This window comes from Planomonospora corallina (assembly GCF_042650625.1).
Classification (GTDB): domain Bacteria; phylum Actinomycetota; class Actinomycetes; order Streptosporangiales; family Streptosporangiaceae; genus Planomonospora_B; species Planomonospora_B corallina.
On the sequence record NZ_JBHSBM010000042.1, the window covers coordinates 49940 to 68142 of the forward strand.

Annotated in this window: 18 protein-coding genes; 7 read left to right on the forward strand and 11 right to left on the reverse strand. The window is 74.2% G+C overall.

The genetic code is table 11. From position 1 onward, the window contains the following. Entirely contained in the window at nt 1-708 is a 708-nt protein-coding gene (locus ACFOWE_RS28755; protein WP_377293311.1) for a hypothetical protein, read from the forward strand. Nucleotides 709-810: 102 nt separating this feature from the next. On the opposite strand, the gene ACFOWE_RS28760 is transcribed toward ACFOWE_RS28755, so the two are convergent. Then, a complete protein-coding gene (locus ACFOWE_RS28760) occupies nt 811-3813 on the reverse strand; it encodes an ATP-dependent RNA helicase (protein ID WP_377293480.1) in 3003 nt (1000 codons plus the stop codon). A 116-nt stretch (nt 3814-3929) separates the two neighbouring features. Here ACFOWE_RS28760 and ACFOWE_RS28765 point away from each other — a divergent pair, with 116 nt between their 5' ends. Further along, the gene (locus ACFOWE_RS28765) at nt 3930-4601 is read left to right on the forward strand and encodes a hypothetical protein (RefSeq protein WP_377293313.1); all 672 of its coding nucleotides are present in this window, start codon (nt 3930-3932) and stop codon (nt 4599-4601) included. Beyond that, nucleotides 4598-4825 (forward strand): hypothetical protein, encoded by a 228-nt coding sequence (locus ACFOWE_RS28770; protein ID WP_377293315.1) that lies wholly within the window; start codon nt 4598-4600, stop codon nt 4823-4825. Before ACFOWE_RS28765 ends, ACFOWE_RS28770 begins: the two co-directional genes overlap by 4 nt. Before the next feature lie 89 nt (nt 4826-4914). Here ACFOWE_RS28770 and ACFOWE_RS28775 read toward each other — a convergent pair whose 3' ends face one another. The 4 genes from ACFOWE_RS28775 to ACFOWE_RS28790 all read right to left on the reverse strand — a co-directional run bounded on the left by ACFOWE_RS28775 (nt 4915) and on the right by ACFOWE_RS28790 (nt 7382). After that, the gene (locus ACFOWE_RS28775) at nt 4915-5754 is read right to left on the reverse strand and encodes an undecaprenyl-diphosphate phosphatase (protein ID WP_377293317.1); all 840 of its coding nucleotides are present in this window, start codon (nt 5752-5754) and stop codon (nt 4915-4917) included. A gap of 135 nt (nt 5755-5889) precedes the next feature. Continuing rightward, nucleotides 5890-6333: a DUF6098 family protein gene (locus ACFOWE_RS28780; protein WP_377293319.1), complete on the reverse strand. Its 444-nt coding sequence runs from the start codon at nt 6331-6333 to the stop codon at nt 5890-5892. Between the two features lie 263 nt (nt 6334-6596). Continuing rightward, nucleotides 6597-7013 carry a CBS domain-containing protein gene (locus tag ACFOWE_RS28785; protein WP_377293321.1) on the reverse strand — a complete coding sequence of 139 codons (417 nt, stop codon included), beginning with the start codon at nt 7011-7013 and terminating at the stop codon, nt 6597-6599. Nucleotides 7014-7187: 174 nt separating this feature from the next. After that, nucleotides 7188-7382, reverse strand: coding sequence for a hypothetical protein (locus ACFOWE_RS28790; RefSeq protein ID WP_377293323.1), 195 nt, complete (start codon nt 7380-7382; stop codon nt 7188-7190). Between the two features lie 229 nt (nt 7383-7611). Between ACFOWE_RS28790 and ACFOWE_RS28795 the strand changes: the two genes are divergently transcribed. Further along, nucleotides 7612-7758, forward strand: a complete 147-nt coding sequence (locus tag ACFOWE_RS28795; protein ID WP_377293325.1) for a hypothetical protein — start codon at nt 7612-7614, stop codon at nt 7756-7758. A gap of 243 nt (nt 7759-8001) precedes the next feature. Here ACFOWE_RS28795 and ACFOWE_RS28800 read toward each other — a convergent pair whose 3' ends face one another. Together ACFOWE_RS28800 and ACFOWE_RS28805 are read right to left on the reverse strand one after the other, a co-directional pair. Then, on the reverse strand, nt 8002-9516 hold the full coding sequence (locus tag ACFOWE_RS28800; protein ID WP_377293327.1) for a M20/M25/M40 family metallo-hydrolase: 1515 nt from the start codon (nt 9514-9516) through the stop codon (nt 8002-8004). 205 nt (nt 9517-9721) lie between these two features. After that, complete coding sequence (locus ACFOWE_RS28805; protein ID WP_377293329.1) at nt 9722-11293, reverse strand: M28 family metallopeptidase; 1572 nt, start codon at nt 11291-11293, stop codon at nt 9722-9724. 268 nt (nt 11294-11561) lie between these two features. Between ACFOWE_RS28805 and ACFOWE_RS28810 the strand changes: the two genes are divergently transcribed. Together ACFOWE_RS28810 and lipB are read left to right on the forward strand one after the other, a co-directional pair. Beyond that, on the forward strand, nt 11562-11750 hold the full coding sequence (locus ACFOWE_RS28810; protein ID WP_377293331.1) for a PspC domain-containing protein: 189 nt from the start codon (nt 11562-11564) through the stop codon (nt 11748-11750). Nucleotides 11751-11849: 99 nt separating this feature from the next. Continuing rightward, nucleotides 11850-12485 carry a lipoyl(octanoyl) transferase LipB gene (lipB, locus tag ACFOWE_RS28815; RefSeq protein WP_377293333.1) on the forward strand — a complete coding sequence of 212 codons (636 nt, stop codon included), beginning with the start codon at nt 11850-11852 and terminating at the stop codon, nt 12483-12485. A gap of 5 nt (nt 12486-12490) precedes the next feature. Here the strand turns inward: lipB and ACFOWE_RS28820 are convergent, their stop codons facing one another. Both ACFOWE_RS28820 and ACFOWE_RS28825 read right to left on the reverse strand, forming a co-directional pair. Further along, complete coding sequence (locus tag ACFOWE_RS28820; protein WP_377293335.1) at nt 12491-13144, reverse strand: response regulator; 654 nt, start codon at nt 13142-13144, stop codon at nt 12491-12493. Then, nucleotides 13137-15197, reverse strand: coding sequence for a sensor histidine kinase (locus ACFOWE_RS28825; RefSeq protein WP_377293337.1), 2061 nt, complete (start codon nt 15195-15197; stop codon nt 13137-13139). The genes ACFOWE_RS28820 and ACFOWE_RS28825 overlap by 8 nt, the downstream gene beginning before the upstream one ends. Before the next feature lie 185 nt (nt 15198-15382). Here ACFOWE_RS28825 and ACFOWE_RS28830 point away from each other — a divergent pair, with 185 nt between their 5' ends. After that, a complete protein-coding gene (locus tag ACFOWE_RS28830) occupies nt 15383-16033 on the forward strand; it encodes a hypothetical protein (RefSeq protein ID WP_377293339.1) in 651 nt (216 codons plus the stop codon). Nucleotides 16034-16145: 112 nt separating this feature from the next. Here the strand turns inward: ACFOWE_RS28830 and ACFOWE_RS28835 are convergent, their stop codons facing one another. Together ACFOWE_RS28835 and ACFOWE_RS28840 are read right to left on the reverse strand one after the other, a co-directional pair. Beyond that, the gene (locus ACFOWE_RS28835; protein WP_377293341.1) at nt 16146-17720 is read right to left on the reverse strand and encodes an amino acid permease; all 1575 of its coding nucleotides are present in this window, start codon (nt 17718-17720) and stop codon (nt 16146-16148) included. Further along, nucleotides 17674-18203, reverse strand: a 530-nt coding sequence (locus ACFOWE_RS28840; protein ID WP_377293343.1) for a phosphotransferase family protein, incomplete at its 5' end; no start/stop codon positions are given. The genes ACFOWE_RS28835 and ACFOWE_RS28840, both read right to left, overlap by 47 nt.

Genomic DNA, 18203 nt, shown 5'->3' on the forward strand with positions numbered 1-18203 from the left:
ATGTGGTTCCTCGATCGCACGGCACGACAGATCCGCCGCCATCCCGCCCTGCTCACCTACCGGCCTCCGGAGCCGGCCCGGCTGGAGGACCTGCTCCGCCAGTACGACCCCGGCCTGACGCGCTCGGGGGACTGGTTCGTCGTGCGCGGGACCAAGATCCGCTGGACGGAGCTCACCGAGGAGCAGGCCGCCAGGGCGCGCGTGCCCGCCGACCGGCGCGGGGCGGTCATCGCCTGCGGGGGCGGGCACCGGACCGCCGGGACCTTCCTGCTGAACGGCCTCGCCCGTCGCCTCGGCGGGGCGCTGCACCCGGCGGCCGATCTCGACGACGCCGTGGACGTCGAGGTGAACCTGGGCAGGCGCGCCGTGCTCGACTGCGAGGAGGTGGCCGCCCTGGTGCGCCCGATCCTCGGGGAGCGGTCCGTCGCGCACGACCACGACCTGGGCATGTGCCGCATCGGAGCCGAGGAGGAGCGCATCCAGGTCAACTACAGCCGCCCCGACTCCGACTGGACGGGCGAGGACGACGCGGACCACGCGATCGACCTGGACATGCGCCCCACCGGCCCGGACGACCCGGACGTGGAGCGGCTCTACCAGGCCGCCGTCGCCCTCGCCGCCGCCCTCGGCGGCACCATCCGCTCCTGGGACCTGCCCGTCACCCGCTTGGAGGACATCGCCCCCACCTGGGACCGCCTGCCCGTCTGATCCGGTGCCGGAGTCCGTACGGTGCCGGAGTCCGTACGGTGCCGGAGCCCGTACGGAGCCGGAGCCCGTACGGAGCCGGGGCGCGCGGTGGCGCGGTCGTCGTCAGCGGCGCGGGTTGGTGCGGCGGGTGGCGGCGGCCGAGAGGGGGTCCTCCGGCCAGGGGTGCTTGGGATAGCGGCCGCGCAGCTCGGCGCGGACCGCGCGGTAGCCCTCCCGCCAGAAGGACGCCAGGTCGGAGGTGACCGCCGCCGGGCGGCCCGCCGGGGAGAGCAGGTGCACCACCAGCGGCACCCCCGCCACCCGGGGGGCGCTGTCCCAGCCGAACAGCTCCTGCAGCTTGGCCGCGAGGACCGGCCGCTCACCCGAGTAGTCGATCCTGATCCGCGACCCGCTCGGCACCTCGATCCGCTCGGGGGCCGTCTCGTCCAGCCGGACGCTCCACGGCACCAGCCGGTGCAGGGCCGCGGCCACGTCGATCCGCTCCAGGTCGGCGCGGCGGCGGGCCCGTGACAGCTCGGGCTCCAGCCAGAGCTCCGCGGCCGCGATGAGGGCCTCGTCGTCCACCTCGGGCCAGGGGTCGCCGAGCGCGCGGCGGCAGAAGGCCAGGCGCTCGCGGAGCGCCACCGCCTCGGGGCTCCAGCGCAGGACCGGCAGGCCCTCGGCGCGCAGGCCCTCCAGGAGGGCGGGCCGGACGCCGGCGTCGCGCAGCGGGACCGAGGACAGCTCGATCGCGCCGAGGCGCTCGACGCGGCGGGCCGAGACGTCGCCCTGCCGCTCCCCGGGCGGGACGCGCCAGGCGACCTCGTCGGCGCGGGTGAGCAGGGGGGCCGCGGCGAGCCGGGCGGTCTCCTCGTCGATCACCACGGCCTGCCGGATCCGCGCCGCCGCCGAGCCCGCGGGCCGGTCCGCGACCGCGACGGCGAGCCACTCCGCCGTGCCGAGCCGGGACCCGGCGGGCAGTTCGGCGGCGGTCCCCGAGGCCATCAGGTAGGCCCCGCCCCGCCGCCTGGCCACCCGTTCCGGGTAGGCCAGCGCCACCACGAGCCCGGCCACCCCGTCATCGCTCCGCGGTCCGCCCGTGCCGCGACCGCCGGGCGGGTCCCCGCCGGGTCCGGAGGTCGCCGGCCGTACCCGCTCCGGCGCCCCGCTCCGCCCGGGTACGGCACGCGGCACGGCCCGCGCCAGCCGCCCCGCCTCCTGCCGCCAGCGGGCGGCGAAGGCGTCGCCGCCCCGGCGGGCGGCGCGCCAGATCGCGACCAGGTCGTCGCCCGCGTCCCGCGGAAGCTGCTCGGACAGCAGCGCGACCACCTCGGCGGCGCGCTCGCCGACCTGCCCGGAGGCGTCCATCAGGGCCCGCGCCAGGCGCGGATGCACCCCGGCCGCGGCCATCGCCCGGCCCCGGCCGGTGACGCGGAGCCCGGTGCCGCCGGGGGAGGCCGTCGCAGGGCCGTCCGCGCGGGCGCCGCTCGGGGAGGCCGCCGCAGGGCCGTCCGCGCGGGCGCCGCCGGGGGAGGCCGCGCCGGGGGTGTGCAGGGCGCCGAGGGCGAGCAGGGTGCGGTGGGCGGCCTCCAGCGCGGCGGGCGGGGGCGGGTCCAGCAGGGCCAGGCCCCGTGCCGAGGGGTCGCCCCAGCAGGCCGCCTGTAGGGCGAACCCGGTCAGGTCGGCGAGGGCGATCTCTGGCCGGGCGTGCGGCGGGAGCCGGTCGTGCTCGGCCTGCAGCCAGCACCGGTAGACGACGCCGGGCGCCTCCCGGCCGGCCCGCCCGGCCCGCTGGTCGGCGGAGGCCCTCGAGACGCGGACCGTGGTGAGCGAGCCGAGACCGCGGGCGTGGTCGGTGCGGGGTTCCCGGGCCAGGCCGGAGTCGACCACGACGCGGACCCCGGGCACGGTCAGGCTCGACTCGGCGACCGAGGTGGCCAGGACCACCCGCCGGGCGCCGCCGGGCGAGAGCACCTCGTCCTGGACACGGGCCGGGGCCTGGCCGTGGACCTGGAGGACCCTCAGCCCGCCGGGGTGGTCGAGGTCCGCCAGCAGTCCGGCGACCCGGCCGATCTCGCCGACTCCGGGCAGGAAGCAGAGCACGTCGCCCTCCTGCTCGGCCAGCGCCCGCCGTACGACGGAGGCGACGTGGGCCAGGAAGGCGGGATCCACCCGCAGGCCGTGCGGCGGGGCCGCCGGCCGGTCGGGCGGCGCCCAGATCGGGGTGACGGGGTGCATGATGCCCTGGGCGCGGACGATCGGGACCGCCGGTCCGGGCGTCCGCGGGCCGGTCCCATCGCACTCCCCGGTCCGCTCCGGCCCGGGCGTCCGCGATCCGGGGCGGGCGGGAGCTCCGGCGGTCCCTCCGGGATCCCGGGCGGTGCCGCCGGAGGCCGTCCCCTCACCGCTCTCCCCGGTGGCCAGGAGCCGGGCCCAGGGCCCGGCGTCGGCGGTGGCGGAGGTGGCGATCAGCCGCAGGTCGGGGCGGAGGGTCGCGCGGACGTCGAGGAGGAAGGCGAGCGCGGTGTCGGCGTCGAGGTGGCGCTCGTGGCACTCGTCGAGCAGGACCGTGTGCACGCCGTCCAGCTCGGGGTCGCGCTGGAGCCGCTGAAGGAGGACTCCGGTGGTGACGACCTCGACGAGGGTGCCCGGTCCGCTGCGGCGCTCGCCCCGCACCGCGAGCCCCACCTCGGCCCCGACCTCCGAGCCCAGCAGCCAGGCCATGCGCCGGGCCGCGGCCCGCACCGCCATCCGGCGCGGCTCGGCCACGAGGACCTTTCCCCGGGGCGGGACTCCGTCGACGCCGTCGCCCGGGTCCGGGGTCCCGCGCGGGCCGCCGTCCTGGTCCCTGCTCTGGTCTCTCTCCTGGGCTCTGTCCTGATCTCTGTCCTGATCTCTGCCCTGGTCCCTGCTCTGATCTCCGTCCCGGCCGCGGCCGCCGTGCGGACCGGCTCCGTCCAGGAGCCCTGCCAGGGCGAGCGGGACGAGCGTGGTCTTGCCGGTGCCGGGCGGCGCGACGAGGACGGCGGCGCCGTGCTCGTCCAGGGCGGAGAGCAGCTCGGGCAGGGCATGCCGCACGGGCAGGCCCGACCACTCCGGACGCCGGTCCCGTCCGCCGCCGGACATCGGGCCCGCCGCCCGTTCTCTCTTCGCCATCACACCGTTATTCGACCATGCCGGATTCGGCGCGGTCGAAGCCGGCGGACCCGGACCCGCCCGCGGTCGGACAGAATGGGGGCCATATGACTGAGAACGCCCCAGAGCGGCCCCCGTATCGGGAGGTGCCGACCGCGGCGGGTCCGCCGGGACGGGCTCCCTCGCCGGAGCCCCCACTCCCGGCGCTCACCCGGGCGCTGACCGGCCCGCCCGGCCGCTGGCTCCTTCCGGCCACCGCGCTCGCGGGCCTGCTCACGCTGTACGGCGCCAGCGCGCCCGGCGGCCACCTTCTCACGCAGGCCGGGGGCGCCCTCGCTCTCCTCGCCCTCGCGGTGGTCTGGATCCCCCGCTTCACCGTCGGGCTGCTGCGCGCCGACGGCCGCCCCGGCCTGCGCCGGCACTGGGTGCGCTGGGCGGCGGCGCCGCTCATGGTCGTGGCCGTCTCCGGCCTCATCGCTCTGGAGGTGCCCTTCTCGGCCCGGTTCGCGCTCTCAGAGGCGAGCCTGGAGCGGTTCGCCCGGGAGGTGTCGGCCGGGAGCGAGCCCGGGGACGGCGGCGACCGCCGGGTCGGTCTCTACCCGATCGCGTCGGTGGACAGGGCCGGGAACGCGGTGCTCCTCGAGGTGGCCGACACCGGCTTCCTCGACAGGCACGGTTTCGCCTGGAGCCCTTCGGGGGCGCCTCCTGAGGGGGAGGGGTCCTCCTACTCCTACGTCCACCTGCACGGCCCCTGGTACGAGTGGAGGGAGCGCTGGTGAGCCGTCCCGGCGCCCCGGGTCTCTGGGTGGGGGTCGCCGTGCTCTCGGCCCTGGCGGTGCTCTTCGTGCCGCCCGCCGCGGGCGGGCTGCCGGCTCTCGTGCTCGCGCCGGCCGCCATGTACGCGGCGGTGATCACGGCCTACCGGCAGGCCGCCCGCATCCGGGCCGGGCGGGACGAGGGCATCCGGGCCGGGCGGGACGGAGGCGGGGAGTCCGGACGCTGAGGACACCCGGACTCCGCGGTCGTCTCGGCGCGGGCCGGACGCGGCGTTCCTGCTCAGCGCGGGCCGGCGCCGCGTCTCTCTCAGCCCTCTCAGCCCTGGCCGGCGGAGGGGTCGAGGACGCCGAAGCTCACCAGGGCGATGATCACCAGGCCGAGGACCACCCGGTAGATCACGAAGCCGGTGAAGCGGTGGGTGCTGATGTACTTCAGGAACCAGGAGACCGCCGCGTAGCCGACCAGGAACGAGATCACGGTCGCCAGGATGGTCGGCCCCCAGGCGGGGGCCTGCTCCTCGCCGATGTCGAACAGCTTCAGCACGCCCGCGCCCAGCACGGCGGGGATGGCCAGCAGGAAGGAGTACTTCGCGGCCTCCTCCCGCCGGTAGTCGAGCAGCAGGCCCGCGGTGATCGTGCCGCCGGAGCGGGAGACGCCCGGGATCAGGGCGAGGGACTGGGCGAGGCCGTACACGATGGAGTGGGTGAAGCTGAGGTGCCGCTCCAGCGTGAGCTTGTCGCGGGCGGAGCGGTCGACGAGCCAGAGGATCAGGCCGAAGACGATCAGCGTGGTGCCGATCAGGCGCAGGTCCCGGAAGATCGTGTCGATCTTCTCCTCGAAGAGCAGGCCCAGGACGAGGATGGGGAGCGTGCCGACGATCACGTACCAGCCCATCCGGGCGGCGTGGTGCGCGCGCAGGGCCGGCGTCCACAGGGCCCGGGTCCAGGTGGAGATGATCTCCCAGATCTCCTTGCGGAAGTAGATGAGCACCGCGGCCTCGGTGCCGAGCTGGATCACGGCGGTGAAGGCCGCTCCCGGGTCCTTCCAGCCGAGGAAGGCGGAGACGACCCGGATGTGGGCGCTGGAGGAGATGGGCAGGAACTCCGTCAGTCCCTGAAGGAGTCCGAGGACCACCGCTTCGAACCAGCCGATCAACGTTGGAGGCCTTCCGTGCCGGGCGGGCGTGACCTACGCGAGGTTAGCGGAGGCGCGGGACGGCCGTGACCCGGCCATAAGGCCGATATCGGAGGGCACGGAAGGCATGGAAGGGCGCGGAAGGGCGCGGAAGGCTCAGCTCGACTCGCGGTCCAGGGGGCCCCACGCGTCCGACCCCTGGCTGTCGATCAGTTCCTCGGCCTCCTTCATGACGGCTTCGTCGACGATGGCCACCGGCTCGTCGCACTGGATGAGGGGTTCGTTGTCGGGGCCCCGGCCCACCTCGCGCCCGGACAAAACCCACGCCTGGACCCCGGGTCCGCGCTCGCGCCGCAGGTGGGAGTAGTCGTGCAGGCGCCGGGCCGCCCAGAGCCGGGCCGGGCGGTCCCCCCACCAGTCCTCCACGTCCAGGGGGTTGGCGGACAGGCCGGGCAGCGCGGCCCCGGTGAGGGAGTCCCGGCTGCACCCTTCGGCCTCGTCCTTCTCCAGGTCCCGGGACCAGCGGATGAACAGCCCCCGCCGCTCGTTCAGCAGGGAGGCCAGCTCCTCCAGGCTGGTGATGACGGTCGGTCGCGACACCACGTGTTCACCTCGTCTTCCCGCCCTCGTGGCCGAGGGTTCGTCCGTACGGCGGCTCATGCCCAGATCGCGGGGACCTATGGGTCCGCCGGACGGCGGGGCGGCCCGCCGGGCCCGGGGACGGACGGGGCGGCCCGCCGGAGCGGGGGAGGGCGGCCCGCGCTGACGAGCTCACCGCCGCCGGGCCCGCGCCGCCGGGCCCGCGCCGCCGGGCACGCCGCGGCCGGGACCGCCGCAGGGCGGCCCCGGCCGGGGACGGACCGTCAGCGGTTGCCCTTCGCCGCGGAGATGTCGGCCAGGGCCGAGTCGGAGTCGCGGTCGACCGCCAGGTCGCCGATGCTCACGATGCCGACGGCGTGGTCGTTCTCGACGACCGGTATCCGCCGGACGGCCTTGTCGCGCATGAGCTGCACGACCTGCTCGATGCTGGTGTCGGGCCCGACCGTCGTGAGCTCCTCGCTGCACGCCTCCCGGACCGGGGTGTCGGGGCCCTTGTCCTGGGCCACGACGCGCACGGCGATGTCGCGGTCGGTCACGATCCCGCTGACATGGCCGTCGTCGGTGAGGATCACCGCTCCGGTGTCCTGGCTGACCATCAGCTGAGCCGCGGCGGAGACGGGCTGGCTCGCGTCGAGAGTCGCCGGTTCGGCCGTCATCACGTCGGCCACAGTCCTGCTCATGGGATCCTCCTCTGTTCGCGCTCGCCGGATTCTTACCCCGGACAAAACGGACAAACAGTCGCATTTAGCGCATGGGCCGATGCTCCGGCCGGAGGCGGGGGCATCGGCCCATGGCGCGGTGCCGTACGGGCGGTGCCGTACGGGTGATGTGTACCGGGCGTGCCGTACGGGTGGTCACGACGGCCACGGCGGCTGCTGGTCCGGCGGCACGCCGCCGCCCTCGCCGCCGCCCTTGTCGCCCTTGTCCGTGCCGTGCGCGCGGCCGCCCTTGGCGGAGCCGCTGGGCGTCTCGGGCATGACGTCGAGGTTCTCGTCGTTCGTCGGCGCTCCACCGGATCTGCGGAGCTCGGGTTGCTGTGGCTGGGTCATGGTGTTCTCTTCTCCTCGCCGTGTGAGCGGCTTCTCCTGTGCGGGCCCTCTCCGGTTCCGAGGGCGATCGCCTGCCGGGAGAACCCGGCCCGCCGTGGTCGTCGGGGCCGGTCTTCCGGTCGGAGGGGTCCCCTGCTCTCCTGTCTTGGGCTGCCCCTGGATGAACGATATGAACATGCACAAATGCCCTATTTGGTGTTAGAGCAAACGAGGAGGGCATGGGGGGACCATGAGCATGCCCGAGGAGAACCAGCCCAAGACCGCTGACAACGATCCGCTGCTGCGGTCGGTCGCCGAGCAGGGACAGGCCGGGGAGAAGCGCGAGGAGGACACGACCGGCGAGGCGGGTGACGAGGGGCGCGGCGGAGGGGCCTAGCCCGGCGCTGCCCGCCGGGAGTCGCTGCCCGCCGGGAGCGGCGCCCCCCGGGCGGACGGGGTCACCCCGCCCGCCCGGGTGAGGCCGCCGTGCCCCGGCGGGATCCCCCGTGCTCCTGCGCCCCGGGCGACCTCCCGGGCGGGAGCCACGCGGGTCCGGAACGCGGGCGCCGGCGGCCTCTGCCGGAGCGGTCGGGCCCGGGGCACGCGTGCGCCCGCGCCCGACCTCCTCACTACCGGCTCGCTACCGGCGGGTGATCGTGACGTCGTCGATCCCGGCCTCCACCAGGGAGGCGCCCGAGGCGTCGGCGGCCTCGACCAGGATCCGCACGCTCTGCCCGGCGAAGGCGGAGACGTCCACCTCGGCGGAGTTCCACGCGCCGTCGCGGTCACCGGCCGCGCCGAGCTGCTGGAAGACCTGGGTCGTGCCGGAGGAGCCGACGACCTTGACCCGCAGGTAGTCGGCGCTGGAGGAGTTCGACCCGTGCGCCAGGTACCACGAGAACGACAGGTTCAGCGTGCCGTCGGCCGGCAGGGTGATCGCCGGCGACTGGATGCTGGTCACGCCGCCGTCGATGTCGTAGGACCCGGCCGAGGAGCCCGCCAGGCGCCCGGTGACCAGGTCGTTGACGCCGCTGACCGTGGTGCCCAGCTGCTTGGTCCCGCTGGAGGAGGTGGCGGCCGGGTCACCGCGCTCCCACTGGCCGGAGGTGGCGGTGTCGGTGCCGGACGGGTCGGCGGTCCAGCCGGTCGCGGTCTCGAACGTGTCCTGCCAGACGGCCGCCGGAGGGGTGGACGCGGCGATCGTCCACACCGCGTAGGCGATCGCGTCGGCGTTGCGGTCCAGCGCGGTGTCGCTGATGTTGGACGTCGTGTCGCAGGAGCGGTGGTAGCAGGGGTCGAACGCCCGCCCCGCCGTACCGCCCCAGAGCGTGGCCTGGGCGCTGGTCTTGACGCCCTCGGCGCCGGTGAAGGTGCCTCCGGCGGGGATGCCGACGCTGATGAACGGCCCGTAGTCGGAGCGGCCGTCGAAGTCGGTGCCCCGCGTCGGCACGCCGATCGAGGCGAAGTAGTCCTGGAGCGTCTTCTCCAGCTGGGCCGAGCCCGCCGGGCCGGGACCCGCGCCGACCCCGTCGGAGTCGTCGCCGTCGTAGACGAAGTAGCCGGCGTTGGGCGAGCCGACCATGTCGAAGTTGAGGTAGCCCTTGATCTTCGAGCGCTCGGCGGCCGGGAGGTTGTTCACGTAGTGCCGGGACCCGCGCAGGCCCAGCTCCTCGGCGCCCCACCAGGCGAAGCGCAGGTGCTTGGCCGGGTTCAGGCCCTGGCGGGAGACCTCCAGCGCGGTCTCCAGGATGGCGGCGCTGCCGGAGCCGTTGTCGTTGATGCCGGGTCCGGAGGCGACGCTGTCGAGGTGCGCGCCGACCATGAGGACGTCGTTCGGGTCGCCGCCCGGCCAGTCGGCGATGAGGTTGTAGCCGGTCGCGCCGTTGTAGGTGAACGACTGCACGGTGGTGGTGAAGCCGGCGCCGTCCAGTAGGCCCTTGATGTAGTTGACGGAGGCCAGGTAGCCGGGGCGGCCGTGGGCGCGGTTGCCGCCGTTGGCGGTCGCGATGGACTGGAACTGGCTCAGGTGGGACTTGACGGCCGTCAGGGAGATGTCCGGGGCCGCGGCGGCCGATGAGGCGGTCGCGGTCAGGGGGGTGAGCATCAGGGGGACGGCCAGGGCCGCAGCCGTCCCGATGGTCCGGAGAGTGCGCATTCATGCTCCTCGGGTGGGGGGGTGAGGGGGGTCCCCGAGCGGCGCGCACCCGGGATGCGGGGGCGCGCCGTACAGCGTGGTGGTGCGCGGGCGGGCGGCCCTCCCGGACGGGGAGGGCCGCCCCGCGGCGGATCGCCGCGGCCGGCTCGGCGTGCGGTCGACCGGGTCCGCGGTGCACGCGGTCCGCGGTCGGCTCACGCGCGGTCTACTTGGCCGGCTCGCCGTGCGCGTGCGCGTGGGCGCGGACGGGCGCGGCGGCGGACTTCGCCAGGGTGGTGGCGGCGGCGGTGTTCCGGTCGGGGATGCCGGCCAGGTTGTAGGCGTAGTAGGCGGTGGAGTAGGCGATGGCCTTGGAGTTGCGCTCCAGCGCGGCGGCGTTGATGTTGGTGATGCCGTCGCAGGCCGCGTGGTAGCAGGGGTCGTACGGGGCGCCGGCGGTGCCGCCGAACTTGGCCGCCTGCTCGGCGGTCTTGATGCCCTCGGCGCCGGTGAAGATGCCGCCGGACGGGATGCCGTTGGCGATGAAGGCGCCGTAGTCGGAGCGGCCGTCGAAGTCGGTGCCCTCGAAGGACAGGCCGCGCTTGGCGTAGAACCTCTCGAAGAGCTTCTCGATCTCCGCCGAACCGGCCGGGCCGGGGCCCGCGCCCTCGGCGTCGGAGTCGTCACCGTCGTAGAGGAAGGTGACGTCGTTCGGGGAGGCGACCATGTCGAAGTTCAGGTAGAGCCGGATCCTGTCCTTCTCCGCCTGCGACAGGCCCGCGACGTACTGGTCGGAGCCGAGCAGGCCGAGCTCCTCGGCGCCCCAGAAGGCGAAGCGGAGCCGCTGCTTGGTCGCGACGTCGGACAGCTTCAGCGCGGTCTCCAGGACGGCGGCGCTGCCGGAGCCGTTGTCGTTGATGCCGGCGCCCTCGGGCACACCGTCGAGGTGCGCGCCGACCATCACGATCTCGTTCTTGTCGCCCCGCCGGGATTCGGCGATGAGGTTCTTGGTGGTGCCGACCGTGGTCTTGGCGTCCACCTTCAGGCGCACGGTGGTGCCCGGGCTGTCGGCCAGGTCGAGGCCGACGGCGGTGCTCGCCATCACGATCGGGAAGCCGAAGCGCCACTCGACGATGTCGAACTCCAGCGGTTCGGTACGGCCCGGCTGGCCCTCGTTGAAGAAGATCACACCGGCGGCGCCCGCGGCCTTGGCGTTGGTCGCCTTGTCGACGAACGGGCAGGTGCCGCGCTGGAGCAGCGCGATCCGGCCGGGCACGAAGCCGGCGAAGTCGGAGGCCTCGCAGCCCGCGGTGGAGGTGTTGGGGGTCTCCGGCGTCGGGATGACCGCGTCGACCGCCTGGACCTGGGCCGTGACGTCCCCGCCTGCGGAGGAGTGCACGGTCACGAAGTCGGTGCCGACGGTGTAGGTCTTGGCCTCGGGGGAGACCTGCTGCAGGACCGCGGGGGAGAACTCCTCCCACTTGACCGGGAACTCGACGTCGGTGGTCGAGGTCCGGTATCCGGCCTTGCGCAGCTTGTCCTGCACGTAGGCGAGGGAGGCGTCGTAGCCGGGGGTGCCCGCGGCGCGGTTGCCGCCGTTGGCGTCGGCGATCTGCTGGAACTTCTCCAGGTGCTTGCGCACGTTCTTGCCCTTGACCCGCTCGGACAGGACGGACGCGAAGAGTTCCGGGACGTCGGTCGTCGTCGCGGCGACCGGCGGGGTGAAGGCAAGAGGAAGAGCGAGGGCCGCGGCGAGGGTGATGCCTGCGGCCGTTCCGCGTCGGAATCTCAGGCGCATGGCGCTCCTTGGGAGTGTGCGTGGGGGGTTCCCATTCCGTACTAGAGCGGAACGTACCGTGCCCGATCATTCCCGCCTAGGGGCCGGGGATGGAGATGCGCGAATAGTTACAGAGGTCGACGGATGTGGTGCCCGGGTGTCATGGCAGCGCCCCGGCCTGCCGCGGGATCCCCGACCCTGTCAGGGTTTTCTCAGGGACGCCGGGGGAACGGGGATCTCTCCGTCGCTCGTTTCACAGACGAAACCGAACGAACCGGGGAGAGGCACCATGCACCGTTCAAGAGACCACAAGATCATCGCTGGCGTCTGCGGCGGCATCGCCGACAGCATGGGCCTGCCGCCCACGCTCGTGCGGGTGCTCTGGCTGCTGCTCTCGCTCATCCCGGGGCCGCTCTGGATCGCCTACGTGGCCCTGTGGATCCTCATGCCGAAGGCGCCGGAGAAGCAGTACCGGTGATGGGCCCCGCGGGCCGGTGGGCCGTGCGGCGAGGCGGTACGGCGGGACGGTCCATGGGGCCGGGGCCGTGAGGCCGCCGCCGGAAAATAGACTCGGGGCATGAGGCAACGCCCCCTGTCCCTGATCCAGGACGACCTGGTCGACTACGAGACGGCCATGGACCGCATGGCCGGCCTGGTCGGCGAGCGGCAGCGCGACGAGCGGCCGGACACCCTCTGGCTGCTCAGCCACCCGCCGGTCTACACCGTCGGCAGGCGCACGCCGGAGCAGCACCTGCCCGACCCGTCCCGCGGCATCCCCGTCGTGAGCACCGGCCGGGGCGGGCAGCTCACCTACCACGGCCCCGGTCAGCTGGTCGGCTATCTGATCGTCAAGCTGGACGAGGGCGAGGGGATCGTCGACTACGTGCGCGAGGTCGAGCTCCGCCTGGTCGAGGCGCTGGACGCGCTGGGCCTGCCGGCCGAGCGCCGGGACACGCCTCCCGGCTCCGAGCTGCTCACCGGCGTGTGGACGAGCCGGACCGGCCGGAAGATCATCTCTATCGGCATGCGGCAGAGCCGGGGCGTCACCAGCCACGGGTTCGCCCTCAACGTCGACGGCGACCTGACCCCGTGGAACTGGGCGGTGCCCTGCGGCATGCCCGACGTGCGGATGACCTCGCTGGCGGGCGAGTCCGTCCCGGCCGCGATGGACGAGGTCCGGGCCGCGGTGGCGAAGGCCTTCGAGGCGGCCTGAGCCGTTCAGCGGCCCAGGCCCGCGTCCCTGGCCCGGATGATGGCCTCGGCGCGGTCGGCGACGTGCAGCTTGGCGAAGATGTTCGAGATGTTGTTGCGCACCGTCTTCGGCGACAGGAACAGCGCCGAGGCGATCTGCGCGTTGGACCGCCCGGCGGCGACGAGGGAGAGGATCTCCCGTTCCCGGGGCGTGAGCTGCGGGAACACCGAATCGTCCGGGGCCGCCGCGACGCCGGAGAAGAAGTCGGCCACGCGGCGGGCCATGCCCGGACCGAAGATCGCCTCCCCGTGGGCCACGGCGGTGATCCCGCGGACGATCTCGGCCTGCCCGGCGCCCTTGAGCAGATAGCCCCGGGCGCCCGCGCGCATCGCGGCGAACAGCGTGGCGTCCTCCTCCGACATCGTCAGCATCACGATCCCGACGCGCGGGCTCGCGGCGGCGATCCGGCGAGTGGCCTCGATGCCGTCCAGGACCGGCATGCTCACGTCCATCACCACGACGTCCGGGTCCGTCTCGGCGGCCCGCGCCACGGCCTCGAGCCCGTCGGCGGCGGTGGCCGCCACCTCGATGCCGGGGACCGAGCCGAGCAGCAGCGCGAGGCCGTCCCGGTACACCGGATGGTCGTCGGCCAGCAGCACCCGGATCGTCCCGTCAGACATCCGCCACCTCCATCGCCTGCCCGGCCGGGAGCCGCGCCTCCACCAGCGTCCCGCCCTCCGCGGGGCAGCTGACCCCGCAGTCGCCGCCCAGCTCGGCCGCGCGCTCGCGCAGCGAGAGCATGCCGACCCCGGCGGCCACCTCGGGCCCGATGCCCGAGCCGTCGTCGCGCACCGTCACGCGCAGGCTCCCGTCCCGCACGGCGAGCGTGATCTCGCACCGCGCGGCGCCCGCGTGCCTGGCCACGTTGGCCAGCGCCTCCGCCACGATACGGTAGGCCGCGACCTCCACCGCCGCGGGCAGCGTCTCCAGCGGCCCCTCGCCGCCGACCACGACGTCCAGCCCGGGGGAGCGGAAACGCTCCGCCTGCTGCTCGATCGCGCGCAGCAGGCCCAGCTCGTCCAGAGCGGGCGGGCGCAGGTCGTGCACGAGCCTGCGCACGTCGGCCAGCACGCCGCCGACCTCCGCGGCCGTCTCCGCGAGGATCGCGTCGGCCCGCTCGGGCGCGGTCGCGGCCAGGTTCCTGGCGGCCTCGATGCGCAGCGCCACCGCGCCGAGGCTGGGGCCGAGGCCGTCGTGCAGGTCACGGCGGAGCCTGCGCCGTTCCTCCTCCCGGGCGAGGACGAGCCGGGCGCGGATGCGCTGCAGGTCGGTGCTGAGCTCACTGGCGCGCGCCGCCGCCGCGGCCTGCCGTACGAGGTCGCCGAGGAGCCGCTGGTCGCGTTCCGTCAGGTCGGTACGGCACAGCAGCAGCCGGCCCACCACCTCGCCCCGGTAGGCCACCGGCAGCGCCACCGGCTCGCCGCGCGGTGAGCCGTGCTCCACCACGGAGCGGCTCCCGCCCGCCCCCTCGATCTCGACCCTGAGGTAGGACAGCCGGAACGCCTCGGTCAGCGTCGCGGCCACCGCGAGAAGCTGCCCGCCGGGGTCGGTGGCCAGCTCCAGCCGCTCCGCCAGGGTCGAGACCGCCGCGTACGGATCGTCCCGGGTCCCGCGCACCAGCCGCCGCACCGCCCGCGCCAGCCGGGTGCGCAGCGGCGCGTAGACCACCGCGACGATGGCGATCGCGGCCAGCGCGGAGTCCCGTTCGCCGAGCACGCGCCCGGCGGCGGTGAACACCGCGACGTCGGCCAGCACGACCAGGCCCGCCAGGAGGGCGTAGGTCACGGTGGCCGACAGCAGCCGGTCCACGTCGTAGAGCCGGTACTTGGTGACCGCGACGAGGACGGCGGCGGAGGTGATGGCGACGGACAGCCCGAACAGCAGCGCCGGGAGCTGCGGCGGCACCCGGAGCGGGAGCAGCAGCACGAGCATGTCCACCAGCGCCGCCCACATCAGCCAGCGGATCTGGGCCCGCCGCTCCCGGCCCGCCGCCCGGTAGCGGCGCACCGTCACCGCGAACGGCACCACCAGGCTCACCAGGGCGCCGACGTAGGCGATCCGGAGCGCCGCCTCCCAGAACGTGTACGGCAGCGCGACGACGAAGGGGTCGAGGTCCAGCCGGGCGATCTCCGGCGGCAGCGGGGTCGTGTGGAAGCGCACCAGCGCCTGCGCCGGGACCGTCACCAGCAGCAGCGTCAGCAGCCCGGTCAGCGCGAGGCTCACCGCCGACAGCGCCCGCCACGGGCGGGAGGCGGGCAGCCGCCCGTCGGGGAAGAGCAGGATGAGCAGCGGGAGCGAGAGCAGCAGCGATGCCCCGAACCGCGCGTAGAACCAGTAGGCCGCCGAGGTCCCCGGCGCGCCGGGTGAGACGTAGACGCCGTGCACCGCCCAGCTCGCGGCGAGGGCGTCGAGTATCCAGAGCAGCCCGAACCCGGTCAGCACCCAGGCGACGGGGTGGCGGGGCAGCCGGCGCAGCAGCAGGGCGCCCGGCACGAGCTGCGCCAGGCCGGTCAGGGCCGTCGGCCAGCCGGGCTCCAGCTGGGCGGCGGCCGGGATCCGCACGTGCGCGCTCCGCACGTCCAGGGCCACGGTCACCGCCGTCATCAGGGTCGCGGCCACGACCGAGGCGAGGGCCGCGGTGGTGGCCGCCCGGCTGCTTTCCGTTCTCGTCACGGCATGCATTACATCCGATTTGTGGACTTATGTCCCGGGACTCCTGTCCCGGCCGCGGTCCCGGAGGGCGTCCCGGGACATCGGGGCGCGGGACTCTGCCGGCCCGGGGCGCGCCGCGCCGAACCTGGTCCCACGGCGGCGCACCCGGCGCCCCGAGCAGGTCCCCGAGAGAGGAACCGGTCCCCATGGACGCCCGCATCAGCACATCCCCGGCCCGAGCGCGCACCGACGTGCCCGCCGTCCCGTCCTCCGGAACGCCGCCCATCGCGCCCGGCACCGTACGCCGCCTCGGCCTCGCCCTCACCGGCGGCGCGGCCGTCTGGGCGGCGAGCATCTTCCTGTACGGCACCACGTCCGGCGGGTTCGCCGGACGCGTCGGCGACCTGACCGGGCTGGTCTTCCAGCTCGGCCTGTTCGCCCTGCTCGCCGTGCAGATGAGGACCATGGCGACCGGCGCCACGCGGGTCTCCAGGGGCATGCTGAAGGCCGAGGCGGTGCTGCTGGCGCCCGCCTCCGTCTGGTCCCTGCTGCACGGGGCGCTGCCCGAGGCCTACCAGGACGACGCGTGGCTGGCCGTGCTGGACGTGTTCTGGCCGCTGTCCATGCTCGGCATGTTCGTGATCGCCGTGAAGATCGCGGTGGCGGGGCGGTGGCGCGGGCCGCTGCGCTGGTGGCCGCTGCTGGCCGAGAGCTGGGTCGTGGTGACCCTCCCGGTCCTGGCGATCTTCGGTGACGGCGTCTCGCGCTGGGTCGGCGGCGGCCACCTGCTCGTCGGGTACGCCGCTCTCGGCGTCCTGCTGGCGCGGCGCCCCGAGCTGACCGCCCCGCGGGGATGACCGGGGACGGCGGGGCGTCCCCGCGGGCCCGCCCGACCCGTACGGCCCGCCCGGCCCGCCCGGTCCGTCCGTCCGGCCCGGTCAACCGGTGCCGGGCCGGCCGGGCGGACCGTCAGCCGACGGGCTCCGACTCGCCGGAGACCTCGGGCGCGCCGGGTGAGCCGGGTGAGCCGGGTGAGCCGTCGACTGTACGGCGCGGCCCGGTGAACCAGTGCCGGGCCGACAGCGCCCACCACAGGCCCACGCCCAGCACCATCACGCCCAGCACGATCGGCGCGTAGTTCACCGCGGTCCAGGTGAAGTCCTCGCCGAACGGCACCGCCTGAGGGACCAGGGGCATGACGAAGTAGACCGAGACCACGGCGATCTCGATGATCGCGATCCAGCACATCACCTTGTACTTGGCGCCCAGCGTCCACGGGCCGGGCTCGAAGCGGTCGCCCATCCGGAGCCGGAGCCAGATCGGGATCAGGAACGCCAGGTACAGGCCGATGACCGCGACCGAGACGACCGCGTAGAACGCCAGCGGGGCCCCGCCCGGAGCCTCGTAGAGCGCGGGCAGGGTGAGCAGCAGCGCCACCGCGCAGCCCAGGACGATCGCGTTGACCGGGGTCCGGTTGGCGTCGACCTTCGACCAGAGCCGCCAGCCCGGGATGGCGCCGTCCCGGGCGAAGGCGTAGGTCATCCGGGACATCGAGGTCACGCAGCTCATCCCGCAGAAGAACTGGCCGACGGTGGAGATCGTGAAGATCGCGGTGGCGAGGTTGCCGGGCAGCGCGCTCTCGAAGATGGCGCCCACGAAGCCGCTCGCCTCGTTGACCGCCTCCACGTCGGTGGCCGCGAACAGGAAGGCCAGCAGCACGATCCAGCCGCCGATCGCCGAGTAGAAGATCGACTGCCACAGGCCGCGGGCGGCGGCCGTGGACGCGCCCCGGGTCTCCTCCGACACGTGCGCGCACGCGTCGAAGCCGGTGATCGTGTACTGGGTGAGCAGGAAGCCGAGCGGCAGCACGTAGAACCAGTAGGACGAGTCGGAGAAGCCGGAGTTGTTGATCGTCTCGGTGAAGACGAACGAGAGCGACTGGTGCGAGTCCGGGCCGAAGACCAGGATGGCCACCACGGCGGCCGCGCCGAACACGTGCCACCACACCGAGACGTTCTGCAGCAGCGAGATCAGCCGGTGGCTGTAGATGTTGATCAGCGCGTGCAGCACCAGGACGACCGCGAACAGGATGAACGTGTTGCCGAGCGAGATCTCGAACCCCGGCGCGAACCGGTTGATCGTGATGTTCATGAACGTCGCGCAGCCGTAGTCGACCGAGGCGGTGACCGCGATCAGGCCGATGAGGTTGAACCAGCCGGTGAACCAGCCGTGCACCGGCCGGCCCATCTTCGCGGCCCACCAGTAGATGCCGCCGGCGGTCGGGTAGGCCGAGACCAGCTCGGACATGCACAGGCCGATGATCAGGATGAAGACCGAGATGAGCGGCCAGCCCCAGGAGATGGCGACCGGGCCGCCGTTGTTCCACGCCTGGCCGAAGGTGGTGAAGCAGCCGGCCAGGATCGAGATGATCGAGAAGGAGATCGCGAAGTTGGAGAAGCCGCTCCAGGTTCTGGCCAGCTCCTGCTTGTAGCCGAGTTCAGCGAGGCGTTTCGCGTCCTCGTCCACCGGGGCCGGTTCGGTCATACGGGCCTCCTTGCGTGATGCGGGGGGTGGTGGGGCCGGGGCGCACGCCCCGGACGTCGTCGATCAGCCGTGCGAACCCCGGGTCGCCGAGGTCCCGTACGGCCCGCGCGAACTTCCCCGCGGCCTCGGTCTCGTAGTCGAAGTCCGCGGCGGCGGCCTGCTCGCGCAGCAGGCCGTGGTGGACGGAGAACCAGAGGGTCCAGGTGACGTTCGACATGATCAGGTTGAGCCGGACCCGGGCGGCCAGCCGAGGGTCGTCCTCGCCGTAGTAGGCGCGGGCCAGCCGGGCGGTGAGGCCCGGGTCGTACTCCGCCTCGGCGGCGACGTCGCCCAGCTCGAAGGCGGGGTCGCCGTTCCCGGAGAGCTGGTAGTCGACGATCCGCACCCGGTCCCCGCAGCGGATGAGGTTCGCCGGGAGCAGGTCGTTGTGGCAGGGCACGGAGGGCGGCGGGTGCGCGGCGAGGGCGCGCTCGATCTCGCCGG